This is a genomic window from Pediococcus ethanolidurans, from assembly GCF_964062635.1.
GTDB classification, from domain to species: Bacteria; Bacillota; Bacilli; order Lactobacillales; family Lactobacillaceae; genus Pediococcus; species Pediococcus ethanolidurans.
In genome coordinates, this window is the sequence record NZ_OZ061250.1 from 1,877,680 (window position 1) to 1,892,212 (window position 14,533).

Genomic DNA, 14,533 nt, shown 5'->3' on the forward strand with positions numbered 1-14,533 from the left:
AAAATTGTTAAGTTCTATTTTTATTTGTAATCTATTCAGCTTTAACGCTTAAAATCTGAACGTTCATATCGCCACCTGGTGTTGCAATCACAACTTGGTCGCCCACTTTATGATCTAACAAAGCCTTAGCAATTGGCGAATCATTCGAGATCTTACCAGACATTGGATCTGCCTCGGCAGCCCCAACAATCGTGTAAGATTCAGGTTCTTCATCAGGTAACTCTTTAAATTCAACTGTTTTTCCTAATGAAACTACGTCTTTAGCAACTGCATTGTTATCGATAATTTCTGCATTTTGCAACATATGTTCAATCGTACTGATCCGACTTTCAACCATACTTTGTTCATCTTTTGCAGATTCATATTCAGAATTTTCTGATAAATCACCAAAACCACGTGCAATTTTAATTCGTTCAATTACTTCTGGACGAGTTTTTGTCTTTTTCTCGTTTAACTCATCCTCTAATTTTTTTCTACCCGCTTCCGTCATTGGGTATGTTTTTTCATTTGCCACTTTTTAGACACCTCTTATTTATGATGAAAATATAACGATTTACAGCGTACCATGAAGTAAACGGCTTGTAAATAGACTTACTCACGAAAAATGCCATCTCTTCCATCTTGAGAAAGAATATCCTTAATTTTGGTTGTTATCAAATCAATGGCCACTGTATTTTGCCCACCCTCTGGGACAATTATGTCGGCATAACGTTTAGTAGGTTCTACAAACTGGTAAAACATTGGTTTAACCGTTGCAAGATACTGTGTGATTACTGAATCCAAAGTACGGCCACGTTCTTTAATATCACGTTCAATTCGGCGAATAATTCGAATATCATCATCCGTGTCCACATAAACTTTGATATCCATCAAATCGCGTAATCGCTTATCATCGAGGATAAGAATACCTTCTAGGATAATCACATCGCGTGGTTCTTGTCGAACAGTTTTATGACTACGTGTCAATTTTGTGTAATCATAAACCGGTTTTTCAATGGCTTTATAATTAAGTAATTGTTTTAGTTGCTCAATTAATAAATCGGTATCAAAAGCCAACGGGTGATCATAATTAACCGCCGCTCTTTCCGCCATGGACATGTTAGCCTGATCCTTATAATAAGAATCTTGTTGAAGTGTCATAATTGAATGTCCAGAAAGGTTTTGATAAATTTTACGACTAACAGTTGTTTTACCGCTACCCGAACCACCAGTTACGCCAATTAAAATAGGTCGTTTGTCATTTGTATTCATGAATTAATCCCCATCGTTATTTATTACTTGGATCTTGACTTGCAGCGTTTGCTAAATGCTCATCGTACGTTTTTGAAAAGTAAATTTTTCCTGTTTTTAGATTAGCAACAAAGTACAAATAATCTTTGCTTTGATCTTTAGGATGTAATACGGCCAAAACTGACTTTTCACTAGGATTATTAACTGGACCAGGTCCGTATCCTTTATGCAAACGTAAATTATAAAGCGATTTATCTTTTAGATCGGTCGTTGTTAGTTCCGAACCAAAGCTCTTCTTTACCGCATAATAAACAGAAACATCAGATTGTAAAGGCATTTTAATTGCCAGACGGTTCAAGAATACACCGGCAATTTTTTCGCGGTCAGAGGTTGTATTTCCTTCCCGTTCAACTAAAGCAGCCAATGAAAGAACTTCTTGAACTGTCATTTTTTGCTTTTTAATCTTTGCATAGTAAGGTTTTAAAACCGAGTTTTCTTTAGCTACCATTTGAGTCACTACGGCCTTCAACGTGGTCTTCTTACCCAACGAATAAGTTGCTGGGTAAAGATACCCCTCTAAGCGGTAACGAACGTTAGACGCCTTCATGGAGGATCCTAATAGATCTGGATATTTTTTATATAAACTATTAATGAAAGTTTGATCTTTCATCAAATCGATAAATTGTTTTTGCGTATAGTCTGATGATTTTGCAATTGAACTGCCAACCTCATCAATGGTTTCTCCCTCTTTTATCAAGACATATTTGCCAAGTAAAACAGGCGTTGCGCTCCCGCCTTTTTGAAGGCGTTTAGCAATCTTATTCAAAGTCATTGAAGGCTTTAGAACATAATAGCCAGCCTTAAAGTTAGTTAAATTATGTGATTTCACATAATAATTAAACACCGCACCACTCTTAACAACCTTTTTCTCCTGTAAAATCGTGCCAATTTGTCGAGTCGAGGACCCTTCTGGCACATTAATTTGAATTTGTTGTTTACTATCAGGATCTAGCGGTTGCAATGCTCCTGAAAAATAATGATAAACAATAAGCCCAGTTGCCACAATAACAACAGCTAAAACAATCGTAACCCACCTAATAATTGAGTGACCCTGTTTTTGTTTTCGTTGTTTAACTGCCTTATCTTGACTGTTCTTATCTTGATTATTCAAGATTTCTTCCTCCCGTTCCTAAAACATTATCTGCTATTATACTAAAAATATGTTTAGTTTGCCGATTATTTTAAACAATCGCGCAAGCTAACATATTTTAAAATTAAAATTAATTTAGCGAATTTCAACTTCAAACGTTGACTTCAACTCAGAAATAGCTTGTTCAAACTCTTGATTAACTTCATCTTCAGTCAACGTATTGTGTTTGTCTCGATACGTCAAAGTATAAGCAACAGACTTCTTGTTTTCTGGAATGTGTTTTCCTGAATAAACATCAAATAACTGAATATCTTCTAAGTGATGATTTGATTTTTTCTTCAAAGCAGCAACGATCTCAGTATTCGAAACCTCTTTATCAATTAGCAAAGCCACATCGCGTGTAATTGCGGGATATTTAGAAATAGGTTCATAATGTTGAATCCGTTTTGGTGCGTCCAGAAGAGCCTGTAAATCAAGCTCAAAAACATAAGTTTCAGGAATTTTAAATTGTTTTTCAATTTGTGGATGTACCTGACCGATAAAACCAATAACGTGATCCCCTAAATAAATATCAGCCGTGCGGCCGGGATGCATTTCAGGTCGCGTTTGATTAGCTACATAACTTACAGATTCTTCCAAATTCAAATCATGCAAAAGTAAAGAGACAATTCCCTTCAATTGATAGAAATCAACTGGTACTTCTTTGTCATGCCAACTCTTGGTAACCATTGAACCTGTAATTGCACCTGCCAAGTGTTCAACTTCACTGGGACGATCGACATCTGCTGTTCGATAGAAAACTCGTCCCTGTTCATACAAGGCCACATTTACTTCTTTTCGAGCAACGTTATAAGCCACGTCATCCAATAACCCACTAATCAGATTCATGCGTAAAACGGCATGATCCTGACTCATAGGAAAATCAAGTTTCGTCTCTTCACTTTCCTGCATCATAAACATTTTCGCTTTTTCTGCTGTTGTTAATCCGTAACTCATTGCTTGATTCAAGCCACTTCCTTGCAACAGTTCACGAATGCCACGAATAACTTGCTGACTAGTAGTTAATCTCCCAATTGTTGTTGAGCCAGTTGGTAACGTAGATGGTAAATTGTCATAACCATAAATACGAGCAATTTCTTCTAAAATATCAGCTGGAATATGAATATCCCATCGACGGGCCGGAACAGTTACCTTAAATACCTCATCCGAAACTTGAACTGTAAATTGTAGTCGGCGAAGAATATCGGTTACTTCTTCAACTGTTAAGGAAGTTCCCAAAACATGATTAATTCGTGTTAAATCAAGTGTGACTTCAACGCTTTGGGGATTGGGATCAACTGGTGAAAGCTGATCTTTAACAGCTTCTCCTTGACCAAATTGTGCAGTTAATTGTAACGCTTCATTCAGTGCATCCGTAACTGTTGCAGGATTTATTCCCCGTTCAAACCGCATAGATGCTTCACTGTGCAACACATGATAACGAGCTGTTTTACGAATTTTAATAGGGTCAAAGATTGCCGACTCAATAACAACGGTCTTTGTTTGGTCACTGATTTCCGTTTCCAAACCGCCCATTACACCGGCCATAGCAATATTTTTATCGCCATCTTTAATCATTAAATCAGTAGCTCTAAGTTCACGTTCTTCACCATCAAGCGTCACAAATTTTGTCTGCTTTGGTGAATAACCAACATGAATTTCTTTGGTAGTTAATTTATCGTAATCAAAGGCATGTAAAGGTTGACCATATTTCAGCATAATATAATTAGTAACATCGACCACATTATTAATTGGTCGGACACCCGCTGTCATCAAACGCACTTGAAGCCAAAAAGGACTTGGCTCAATTTTTACATGTTTAACAATGCCCATCTGATAAGCCTGCACATCTTCAGGAGCATCAATTTTAATATTCAATAAATCTTTAATATCAGTTTTTTGATCAACTGTCTCTAGTTGTCGATGATGCAATACTGGCACCTTATCATAAATGGCTCCAATTTCGTAGGCGTTACCATCCATACTAAAGAGATCGCCACGATTAGGTGTGACCGAGGTGTCAATCACATTGTCATCCATACCTAAATAGTTATAAACAGGTTCGCCAGGTTTAACGTGGCTATCTTCAGGGAAAACATAAATGCCATTTACATATTCCTTTGGCACAACTTTTTCTTCAAAACCGATTTCTTGTAACGCACAAATCATGCCGTTAGATTGTTCACCACGCATTTTACTACGCTTGATTTTAACGTTGTCTTTAATCCGAGCTCCGTGCATTGCCACAATCACGTACTGACCTTTAGCCACGTTAGGCGCACCACAAACAATTTGAATGGGTTCGTCTTCACCAACATCTACTTGGCAAACGTTTAAGTGGTCTGAGTCTGGATGAGGCTGAACATCTAAGGTATAGCCCACAATAATTTTTTTGAGCCCATCAGCAGCACAAGTTACTTCATCTACTTCAACTGCGGTACGTTCAATTTTTTCAGCTAACACTTTAGGATCAACATCAAGATCAAAATATTCTTTTAACCAATTGTAAGAAACTTTCATTTTTATTGTTATCCTTTCTTTGAAAACTGTGATAAGAAACGGACATCATTTTGATAGAAGTTCCGAATATCATCAACACCATAACGAAGCATTGCAAAACGATCTGGACCTAGTCCAAATGCATAACCACCGTACACTTCGGGATCAACACCAGCCATTCGTAAGACATTAGGATGAACCATGCCGGCACCCAAAACCTCAATCCAACCAGTTTGCTTACATACCGAGCATCCCTTACCCATACAGTTAAAACAAGTGACATCAGCTTCAACAGATGGTTCAGTAAATGGGAAGTAGCTAGGACGAAGGCGGACTTCAAAACGATCACCAAAAAGTTCTTTGGCTAATACTTCCAAAGTACCTTTCAAGTCTCCCATGGTAATATGCTTATCAATTACAAGGCCCTCAACTTGATGAAATTGATGCGAATGGGTGGCATCATCTGTATCACGTCGATAAACAACTCCTGGCGAAATCATTTTTAATGGTCCCTTAGAAAAATCGTGTTTCTCCATCGTCCGTGCCTGAACTGGTGAAGTTTGGCTACGCATCAAAATTTCGTCTGTAATGTAAAATGTGTCCTGCATATCACGAGCTGGGTGATCTTTAGGCAGGTTGAGCATTTCAAAGTTATATTTATCAGTTTCAACTTCAGGGCCTTGAATGACTTGGTAACCCATTCCTAAAAACAGATCTTCAATATTGTCAATAATTTGTTGAATCACATGTGGTTCACCTTGCATAACTGGTTTACCAGGTAAAGTAACGTCAATTTTTTCATTTTCTAATTTTTTCTCAATCACAGCTTTTTCAAGCTCTGAACGTTTCTCCTCAATGGCAGCCGTTATGTTGTCGCGCACCCGATTAGAAAGTTCTCCAACTTTAGGACGGTCTGCTTTAGGAATATCACGCATTCCACGTAAAATTTCAGTCAAGGGCCCCTTTTTCCCCAACACATTAACCCGAATTGCATCCAATCGTTTGAGTCCATCTGTACTCGAAATTTCATGTAAAGATTTCGCTTTTAATTCTTCTAACTGTTCATGTAAACCCATAATCTAACCTCCTAAATTTTAAAAAAATGCACAAAAAAACTCGCCTCCGAAAAAGGGACGAGTTATCGCGTTACCACCCTGGTTTGCTAATAAACATTAGCACACTTGGCATCAATAACGGCGAATTACCGATTTATTCTTTCAAATAAATAACTCCGAAGTGAATTCACCAATCTTAGTTTGAATATTTGCTTTCAGTCTAAGGCAAATACTCCCTGTCAAACTTAACTGGTTACTATTCTTCGTCATAGTTTTTCCGACTTAAATATTAGATTAAAATGGTTCGTTAGTCAACCACTCATTTACTTTTCAGCTGTATACCAACAATCAGCAAATTCATGAACTGCATCCATTACTGGACGCAATGCCTCACCTTTTTGGGTAAGTTGATACTCAATTAGTGAAGAATTTAGATGAGTTAATCGATTAACAATTCCTTCAGCCTCTAAATTTTTTAATCGTTCCACTAAAACACGATCACTGCATTTCGGCACATTGTGAGCCAAATCTTTAAAACGCTGTGATCCTTCATTTAATAAAACCTCAATAATTAAACCATTCCATTTTTGACCGAGGACTGAAAACGTCCGGCTAAACTTTGGACATAGTGAAAAATTATCAACTGTCTCGGAAACTTTTAGTGCTTCTGACATTACTCTGCCTCCCTTATACCAATAATCTTTTAAGAAATTCGCTGTTGCATTTTATTAAGTAGAAAACGAATTTTCTTGTGAACATGACCTAAATACTCTTGCGTTGCAGCATAATCATCAACAACTGAAACAATAATACTTTCTCGATACTTGGGGAAAGCAATAGTAGCTCCCCACATATGTTTCAAAATAATATCTTTTTCCATGGGTGTAAGTGGAGTTAGCTTTTCAGCATTACGCAACGCTACTCGTGGATGAATATAAGCATGTGTGCCTAAATCAAACTTAGTGGTTCGCCAATTGTAATAAAATAAATCATGTAACAAACCAGCTCTTGCTACCGCGCGATCATTTAAATGCCATTTTTTAGCAATTAAATAACTTTGATACGATACGGAAATTGAATGTTGTAATCGTGTGTAGTTATGATGTTGTGTAAATTGATCTAATTTTTGAACTTCTTTAGTTTTCAATAAATCAGAGACGATATCTAAATACGCCTGATCATGTTCCCAAGCATTTATTTTCATTAAATACTTCCTTTTTTCATAGTAAACGTAGTAATTATCTAACATCGAATTACCAATATGATACTAACTTTTTCACCAAAAAGCAAAGAAAACACTAAGCGAATATAAAATGTAATAAAAACTAAATATTTTTCAGAGAAAACATTAAAACACCTGCAGCGACAGCCACATTTAAGGATTCTGCTTTTCCTCTAATTGGGATATACAAATTGGCCGTAGTTTGTGCCAATAACTCTGGTGACATACCGTTACCTTCATTACCCATAATAAGAGCAAAATCATTCGTTTTTTCAATTGATTGATAATTTTTAGCTTGTGGATTTAACTCCGTTCCATAAACTGGAATCTGCGCTTTTTTAAAGCTTTGGGTCCACTCGTCGAGATTCCCTAAAATCAGTCGAATGTGAAATTGACTTCCTTGCATCGCACGTTGCACTTTAGGATTAAAGACATCGGCAGTCCCCTTACCAAACACAACACCGGCAAAGCCAGCAGCATCCGCAGTTCGGACCATGGTACCAATATTCCCTGGATCCTGAATAGTATCTAAGAACAGCCATGAACCTTTTTCATCGGTATTTGGCTCTTGTATCTGTCGTTGTTTATTTGGAATTTGAACAACAGCAAATATTCCTTGTGTGGTTACCGTATCGCTTAGTCGATCAGCAACTTTATCTGAAATAACTACTAATTTATCTTCAGGAACCTTAAAATTAATAGCGTCTAACTCATCTTGTGTACTAACAACGTAATCAATAATTGCATCGCTTTGCAAAACTTCTGTCACTAAATGACGGCCTTCAATTAAATATAAGCCAGTTTTTTTGCGACCCTTTTTGGTTTTTAATTTTTCCCATTCTTTAACGCGATTGTTTTGTGTTGATAAAATTGTTTCCATAGTTATCTCCTTATTTAATGTTAGTATACCATATTATTTCTTTTTCATAAGAAATGATAAAATGGAGTCAATACATTTGAAAGGATGATAATTTATGAAATCAGTTACAATTCAAGTTTTTGGTCGTGTTCAAGGAGTTGGCTTTCGATATCTAACTAAAATGGTTGCTGACAAACTAAATATTAAAGGTACCGTAGCTAATTTAAATGATGGTTCCGTCTTTATTGAAGCTGAAGGCGAAGAAGATCATATGAATGAGTTTATTAATGCCGTTAAACTATCTCCATCACCAAGCGGTCGCGTCGAAAAAACAACCATTACTGACCGTCCGCTTCAAAATTTCACTGATTTTCGGGTGACAAACTAAACAAACATTGAAAAACTGCTTAGAATGCCGTATAGTATCGGTTGTTAGTTTAATTGGAAAGGGAATGTATTAATGAAGAAAATGAAACACCTGGGCACGCTCACAGCAATTGCTGGGTTAGCGTTGCTATTGACCGGATGCGTACAACGAACAAAGTCAGGAAAACCATACGGCATTATTTATGATTATTTAGCAGTTCCAACACAACATATTATGAACTGGATTGCAGGATTACTTGGTGGCAGTTATGGCTGGGCAATTATTGCGGTAACTTTCATCATCCGAATGGTATTGTTACCAATGATGATCGAGCAATCTCGTAAAGCAACCGTTCAACAAGAAAAAATGGCCTACGTTAAGCCTCAAATGGCTGCCATTCAAGAACGTCAAAAAAATGCGACAACCAATGAAGAAAAAACTGCAGCCAGTCAACAAATGATGTCACTTTACCGAGATAACGGTATTAGCATGACTGGTGGAATGGGTTGTTTACCAATCTTAATTCAATTTCCAATTTTTGCTGCATTATATGCCGCCATTCAATATTCACCTGAATTAGCAAGTGGTGCAGGTAGCTTATTTATGGGATTTAGCCTAGGAAAGCCTAATTTAATTCTTGCTGCCCTTTCCTTTATTGTTTACTTGTTACAAGGTTGGTTAGGAACACTAGGAATTCCAGCTGACCAAAAGAAATCCATGATGTCAATGATGATTGTCAGTCCGTTAATGATTTTCTTCATTTCATTTAGAGCACCAGCTGGTTTAGGTCTCTACTTCTTCGTCGGTGGAATCTTTGCATGTATTCAAACTTTCATTATCTACCTTTACCGACCAAGAATTCGTGCGTCAGTTGAAGCAGAAATGAAAAAGAACCCACCAAAGGTTGTTGTTCCACCAGAACCAACCACACCGGCTCAACCCAACACAACTAATTCTGTTGCGCAAGAACATGCTGACAACCGAAAACGAAATGCTGGCAAGCAACATCATCAAAATAGATAAATAAACAAAGAGCAATAATATCAAACTCCTTCAAAGTTGTTAGTAAAACTAATAATTTTGGGGGAGTTATTATTTACAAAAAAAAGCTCCAACGGAAATTTATTAAAGCAATTTCCATTGGAACTTTTTTAAGTACATCTAATTTTTATCTAGCGTTAATCAGACGACTTTTCTTTTAATTTCGAATCCGATTTTTCTTTGACAATTGGGAGCGTAATTCTAAAGATTGAACCATATCCTACCGAGCTTTCCAAAGAGATCTTTCCATGATAGCCTTCAATTAGGCGCTGTGCAATTGACAGTCCCAATCCATTACCACCCTTATCACGGCTTCTGGCTTTATCCACACGATAAAAACGATTAAACACTTTTTTAACGTCCTCTTCAGAAATACCTTCACCAAAATCTTGAATGGCAATTTGAACGGTACGTGCGTCTTCAGCTGCAGAAATATGAATTTCTTTTCGTTTGGTTGAATATTTAACCGCATTGTCCAACAAAATAATTAAAACTTGTTCTAAATGGTTGCGATAAATTTGAACAATCGGATTGGAGTAAACATCACTATCTAATGTAAATGTAAAATCTGGATGAATCATCTTAAAGTCATTAAAAACTTGGTTAACTACTCGCATAACTGGTGTCTTCTCTTTTGAAAAATGAATTTCCAGTTGATCAGCTCGAGTTAAATCTAACATTTCTTGTACTAGACTCTGCATTCGTTTTGTTTCATCTAGGGAAGCCTGTAAGGACTCGTTCAAAATTTTGGGATCATCTTTCCCCCATCGATTAAGCATCTCCATATGACCCTGAATTACAGCCACAGGCGTGCGTAATTCATGAGAGACATCTTCAACGAATTGATGCTGTTGATCAATATAGCGTTGCATTCGATCCAACATGTCATTGAAAACAATGGCCAAATCGGACAATTCATCATTACGTTCCAAATCTGGAATTCGTAATTCTGTTTGCGGATCTTCCGTGACCTGTTTCATGGTGTTATTCATCACATTAATGGGTCTCAATAAATAGGTTGCCAGTAAATATCCAAAAAGTGAAATTAAAGCAAAAGCAATAATCGTCAACAAAATAATAATCCAAATCACCTTTTGTTGGGTTCGTTTAACACTCTTTAAGGTATCAACAACTTGAATGTAACCAATCAGTTCATTTTTTTGATTCTTAATTGGTGCTCTGCCAATTAATCCGTCAAAGTGGCCCGTTTTTGTTCTTTCAATAGAACGATTCTGAGGTACCTCAAACTTTTCTGAACTTCTCCGAGTTGCAAAAACTTGTTCACCCTTCAGATCATATACAGAAACCACGATATCGCGACGAGCTAAATTAGTTAATAAAGAGTTACTGTAGGGTTGTTCACTTTGTTCAGAATTTCCGGCTGTACTATCCGGACGTAAGTACTTACCTACTGTAATGCCATCAATTTTGGAAACTTTTTGTAAACGTGAATCCACGGAGTTAATAGTGGAATTAACTTGAGTTTTTTCCTGACTCAACATTACTTGTGAAATACTATTAAAGACAAAAAATGAAAACACGAAAAAGATAAGGAGTACACCAACTCCTGTTCCAATTGCCCATTTCCATTTTAATGACAACCTACGCTTGGTTATCCCAGTTTGCATGTATGATTGTTGATTTGTTTGATCTTGACTCACGATCGCATCACGTACCCAGTTCCTCTAACTGTCTGAATATAACTTTGTTCTCCCGGACGATCAATTTTATTCCGTAAATAACGGACATAAACATCGACAACATTAGTTTCAACATCGTTATCAATTCCCCAGACTTCATCCAAAAGTGCATCCCGTGACTGCACCACATTAATGTTTTCCATTAATAATAATAAAAGCTGATATTCCCGTTTAGTTAAATTAATAATTTTGCCATCACGACGAGCAACTTGATTTTCTTTTTCAATCGTAATATCACGATAAGTTACCGTTGTTTGTTGAAAGGCTTTTTGTTCGCTTTCAATATCAATTCGACGAAGCAAAGCACGTAAGCGTGCCAATAGTTCTTCAATTGCAAACGGTTTGACAATATAATCATCCGCACCGTGATCTAACCCAGATACTCGATCAATCACAGAATCTCTAGCAGTCATCATAATAATTGGTGTTGTTTTTGCCTCACGAACTCGACGGCAAACTTCAATTCCGTTTAATTCAGGTAACATTAAATCTAATAAAATAGCATCAAAATTTTTATTTAAAGCCGCATCAAGGCCTGTCCGACCATTAAATTGAACTTCCGTTTCATAGCCTTCATGTTGTAGTTCTAGTTCAACAAACCGTGATAAACTTTTTTCATCCTCAATAATTAATATCCGACTCATTCTCCCACTCCTAATTGTAAAAGATCAAAATTATTTTAAGCGTGCTAATTACATACAAAACAAAGTTTAACATTAAAATGAGATTTTGCCTAGAAAGGACTCACTTTCTTGTAAGAAAATAAACAATTGGTTACAAAAAGAGATCTAAATCAAAATGATCGGGAAAAACACCCAACATTAAATTTAGATCTCTTCGCTAAAACAGCATTTTATTGTTCTTTATACCATGAATAATGGAAAGTACCTTCACGGTCAACACGTTCATACGTATGAGCACCAAAGTAATCGCGTTGTGCCTGTAACAAATTAGCAGGTAAAACAGCAGAACGATAAGAGTCGTAATACGAAATTGCAGAAGTAAATCCTGGCATTGGTACACCAGCCTTAACTCCTAGTCCAACAATATCTCGAATAGATTCTTGATACTTCTTAGCAATATCCTTGAAGTAATCATCCAATAATAAATTATCTAAGTCAGGTTTCTTATCAAAAGCATCCGTGATATTTTGTAAGAATTGTGCCCGAATAATACAACCAGCACGCCAAATCTTTGCAATTTCACCAAACTGTAAATTCCAGTCATAATGTTTAGAAGCAACCTTCATTTGTTCGAAGCCTTGTGCATAACTCATAATCTTACTGAAGTAAAGTGCTTGACGGATTTTTTCGATGACTGCATCCTTATCAAACTCAATCTTGCCTTCGGGCTTAGGCAATACCTTGCTAGCAGCTACTCGTTCGTCTTTTAGAACTGAAATATAACGTGCATAAACTGATTCCGTAATAAGTGATTGAGGTACACCTAATGCAAGCGCATTTTGTGAACTCCATTTACCAGTTCCTTTATTACCACCCTTGTCCATAATTAAATCAACAATTGGTTTATCAGAACCCAGATCATCCTTACGAGTTAAAATGTCAGCTGTAATGTCAATTAGGTAACTATCTAACTCGCCTTTGTTCCAGTCCGCAAAGATATCAGCAATTTCGTCAACAGACAGGCCAACCATATTTCGTAATAAGTTATAGCTTTCGTCAATTAACTCTTCATCGCCATATTCAATACCATTATGAATCATTTTGACATAATGGCCTGCACCATTAGGCCCAATATAAGTTACGCAAGGTGTACCATCTTCAGCCTTAGCAGCCATTTTTTCAAAAATAGGTGCAACCAAGTCATAGGCCTCTTTTTGACCACCTGGCATCATTGATGGGCCTTCAAGCGCACCCAATTCACCACCAGAAACACCTGTACCAATAAAGTTAATTCCTGAATTATCTAATTCAGCATTACGACGCATTGTGTCCTCAAAGAAAGTGTTACCACCATCAATTAAAACATCGCCTTTATCTAAATGTGGAAGTAATTCAGCAATCACAGCATCGGTTGCCTTGCCAGCCTTAACCATCATCATAATTCGACGTGGTTTTTCAAGTGAATTTACAAAATCTTCAATTGTATAGCTAGGTACCAAGTGCTTTTCCGGATGGTCGGAAACGACCTTTTCTGTTTTCGAACCAGTCCGATTGTATATTGCAACCGTGTAGCCGCGGCTTTCAATGTTAAGAGCCAAATTCTTACCCATAACTGCCATGCCGACTACGCCAATTTGTGGTTTATCCATGTTGCTGCCTCCTATTTTTTAATTCCTACTAATCGTAACAAAAACAATAACAAAGTTAAAGTTTTTACGTTTAAAATTGATTTTAATGCACCCAAGAAATAAAATATATATTTACTGGATTTCTGCTTCATTTTTAATAAAATCAAACATTTACTGCATTTTATCCTGTAACTTTTGCATATTTGATAGTACCCAAATAACCCTTTTCTTTGGTTCTACACTTTTTTAATCATATTTAGGAAAATAATCTGTTAATTTAAATATTATTTCCACATAATTTTTTCGTCAAAAAACGGATATGCTCATCAACTAACTAAACATTACATTTCTAATTAATTTTTGGGTAGCAATTCAAGAACTTCGCGCGGATCTTGAAACTGATAATCTGCTTGTGCCAGAATTTTTGCATCCCCTGCTCCCCACAGTGCACTTCCAAATTTAATATGCGCCGCATGAGCAGCTTGTAAATCACTTAAAGAATCGCCAATATAAATTGTGTCGTTAGTCTGTGCTTGCACTCGATGCATACTCACCTGGATTGGTGCCGGATCTGGTTTGTGTTGTTGTGTATCATCCGCTGTAACGTAGGTATCAAAATATTGGTGAATGGTAAATCGATTTGCAAACTGATTCAGATATTGAGATTTGGTTCGTGAAGTTGCAACAACTAAGGAGGTTTCTTCTTTTTTAGCAATTGACCTTAACGTATTTTCAACTCCATGAAACACCGTCACATTTTCCAAACGAGTTGCAGCCGTTTGGGCCCATTCATCAAAAACCTGAGTTCGTTTTTCTTTAGCAATTCCAACCTCTTTAAGAGTTCTATCACCTGAATAACTAAAATATTTAGCTAGTTCTGGAATCTTTCGATGAATACCATGTCGATCCAAAACCTCTTTTAGAGCCGGAATATACATATTAAAAGTGTCTACCAACGTTCCATCAACATCAAAAATGAAATTTTTCATCAAATGTTCCCCTTCACAAATCTTCTAAATCTAAATTTTTTATACTTTCATTTTATCGGTTTCATTCTTAAATGAACAATAAAGAAACAAAAAAGCGTTAATTACCCCAATTAATAAAAATTTTAAGTCGG

14 protein-coding genes and 1 other annotated feature are annotated in these 14,533 nt (G+C 36.6%); of the genes, 2 read left to right on the forward strand and 12 right to left on the reverse strand.

The features are described from left to right. Positions 1 to 31: 31 nt before the first annotated feature. From greA to AB3219_RS09300, 8 genes are all read right to left on the reverse strand, one after another. Positions 32 to 514, reverse strand: coding sequence for a transcription elongation factor GreA (gene greA / locus AB3219_RS09265; protein ID WP_057806302.1), 483 nt, complete (start codon positions 512 to 514; stop codon positions 32 to 34). A gap of 77 nt (positions 515 to 591) precedes the next feature. Beyond that, positions 592 to 1,251: a uridine kinase gene (gene udk / locus AB3219_RS09270; RefSeq protein WP_263794649.1), complete on the reverse strand. Its 660-nt coding sequence runs from the start codon at positions 1,249 to 1,251 to the stop codon at positions 592 to 594. Between the two features lie 16 nt (positions 1,252 to 1,267). Continuing rightward, positions 1,268 to 2,401 (reverse strand): endolytic transglycosylase MltG, encoded by a 1,134-nt coding sequence (mltG, locus tag AB3219_RS09275; RefSeq protein WP_253953607.1) that lies wholly within the window; start codon positions 2,399 to 2,401, stop codon positions 1,268 to 1,270. Positions 2,402 to 2,515: 114 nt separating this feature from the next. Further along, positions 2,516 to 4,939 (reverse strand): phenylalanine--tRNA ligase subunit beta, encoded by a 2,424-nt coding sequence (gene pheT / locus AB3219_RS09280; RefSeq protein WP_216753814.1) that lies wholly within the window; start codon positions 4,937 to 4,939, stop codon positions 2,516 to 2,518. Between the two features lie 8 nt (positions 4,940 to 4,947). Next, entirely contained in the window at positions 4,948 to 5,994 is a 1,047-nt protein-coding gene (gene pheS / locus AB3219_RS09285; RefSeq protein WP_057806310.1) for a phenylalanine--tRNA ligase subunit alpha, read from the reverse strand. A 50-nt stretch (positions 5,995 to 6,044) separates the two neighbouring features. Then, positions 6,045 to 6,252: a binding site (T-box leader), on the reverse strand. Positions 6,253 to 6,296: 44 nt separating this feature from the next. Then, positions 6,297 to 6,647 (reverse strand): helix-turn-helix domain-containing protein, encoded by a 351-nt coding sequence (locus tag AB3219_RS09290; protein ID WP_216753816.1) that lies wholly within the window; start codon positions 6,645 to 6,647, stop codon positions 6,297 to 6,299. Between the two features lie 29 nt (positions 6,648 to 6,676). Continuing rightward, positions 6,677 to 7,177 carry an HD domain-containing protein gene (locus AB3219_RS09295; protein ID WP_057806313.1) on the reverse strand — a complete coding sequence of 167 codons (501 nt, stop codon included), beginning with the start codon at positions 7,175 to 7,177 and terminating at the stop codon, positions 6,677 to 6,679. Between the two features lie 121 nt (positions 7,178 to 7,298). Beyond that, positions 7,299 to 8,075: an RNA methyltransferase gene (locus AB3219_RS09300; RefSeq protein ID WP_216753817.1), complete on the reverse strand. Its 777-nt coding sequence runs from the start codon at positions 8,073 to 8,075 to the stop codon at positions 7,299 to 7,301. 94 nt (positions 8,076 to 8,169) lie between these two features. Here AB3219_RS09300 and AB3219_RS09305 point away from each other — a divergent pair, with 94 nt between their 5' ends. Together AB3219_RS09305 and yidC are read left to right on the forward strand one after the other, a co-directional pair. Next, entirely contained in the window at positions 8,170 to 8,442 is a 273-nt protein-coding gene (locus AB3219_RS09305; RefSeq protein WP_057806317.1) for an acylphosphatase, read from the forward strand. Between the two features lie 72 nt (positions 8,443 to 8,514). Beyond that, positions 8,515 to 9,444 carry a membrane protein insertase YidC gene (gene yidC, locus AB3219_RS09310; protein ID WP_057806318.1) on the forward strand — a complete coding sequence of 310 codons (930 nt, stop codon included), beginning with the start codon at positions 8,515 to 8,517 and terminating at the stop codon, positions 9,442 to 9,444. Between the two features lie 155 nt (positions 9,445 to 9,599). Here yidC and AB3219_RS09315 read toward each other — a convergent pair whose 3' ends face one another. From AB3219_RS09315 to AB3219_RS09330, 4 genes are all read right to left on the reverse strand, one after another. Then, positions 9,600 to 11,123 carry a HAMP domain-containing histidine kinase gene (locus tag AB3219_RS09315; protein WP_260365266.1) on the reverse strand — a complete coding sequence of 508 codons (1,524 nt, stop codon included), beginning with the start codon at positions 11,121 to 11,123 and terminating at the stop codon, positions 9,600 to 9,602. Beyond that, positions 11,120 to 11,806, reverse strand: coding sequence for a response regulator transcription factor (locus tag AB3219_RS09320; RefSeq protein ID WP_057806320.1), 687 nt, complete (start codon positions 11,804 to 11,806; stop codon positions 11,120 to 11,122). Before AB3219_RS09320 ends, AB3219_RS09315 begins: the two co-directional genes overlap by 4 nt. A 209-nt stretch (positions 11,807 to 12,015) precedes the next feature. Further along, a complete protein-coding gene (gene gndA, locus AB3219_RS09325) occupies positions 12,016 to 13,434 on the reverse strand; it encodes an NADP-dependent phosphogluconate dehydrogenase (RefSeq protein WP_057806322.1) in 1,419 nt (472 codons plus the stop codon). Between the two features lie 332 nt (positions 13,435 to 13,766). Continuing rightward, positions 13,767 to 14,402 (reverse strand): HAD family hydrolase, encoded by a 636-nt coding sequence (locus AB3219_RS09330; RefSeq protein ID WP_216753818.1) that lies wholly within the window; start codon positions 14,400 to 14,402, stop codon positions 13,767 to 13,769. Positions 14,403 to 14,533 lie beyond the last annotated feature (131 nt).

Bases quoted from the DNA above. Each gene is read 5' to 3' on its own strand.
- udk (WP_263794649.1), bottom strand. From the start codon at position 1,251: ATGAATACAAATGACAAACGACCTATTTTAATTGGCGTAACTGGTGGT.
- pheT (WP_216753814.1), bottom strand. From the start codon at position 4,939: ATGAAAGTTTCTTACAATTGGTTAAAAGAATATTTTGATCTTGATGTT.
- pheS (WP_057806310.1), bottom strand. From the start codon at position 5,994: ATGGGTTTACATGAACAGTTAGAAGAATTAAAAGCGAAATCTTTACAT.
- AB3219_RS09290 (WP_216753816.1), bottom strand. From the start codon at position 6,647: ATGTCAGAAGCACTAAAAGTTTCCGAGACAGTTGATAATTTTTCACTA.
- AB3219_RS09295 (WP_057806313.1), bottom strand. From the start codon at position 7,177: ATGAAAATAAATGCTTGGGAACATGATCAGGCGTATTTAGATATCGTC.
- AB3219_RS09300 (WP_216753817.1), bottom strand. From the start codon at position 8,075: ATGGAAACAATTTTATCAACACAAAACAATCGCGTTAAAGAATGGGAA.
- AB3219_RS09305 (WP_057806317.1), top strand. From the start codon at position 8,170: ATGAAATCAGTTACAATTCAAGTTTTTGGTCGTGTTCAAGGAGTTGGC.
- yidC (WP_057806318.1), top strand. From the start codon at position 8,515: ATGAAGAAAATGAAACACCTGGGCACGCTCACAGCAATTGCTGGGTTA.
- AB3219_RS09320 (WP_057806320.1), bottom strand. From the start codon at position 11,806: ATGAGTCGGATATTAATTATTGAGGATGAAAAAAGTTTATCACGGTTT.
- gndA (WP_057806322.1), bottom strand. From the start codon at position 13,434: ATGGATAAACCACAAATTGGCGTAGTCGGCATGGCAGTTATGGGTAAG.
- AB3219_RS09330 (WP_216753818.1), bottom strand. From the start codon at position 14,402: ATGAAAAATTTCATTTTTGATGTTGATGGAACGTTGGTAGACACTTTT.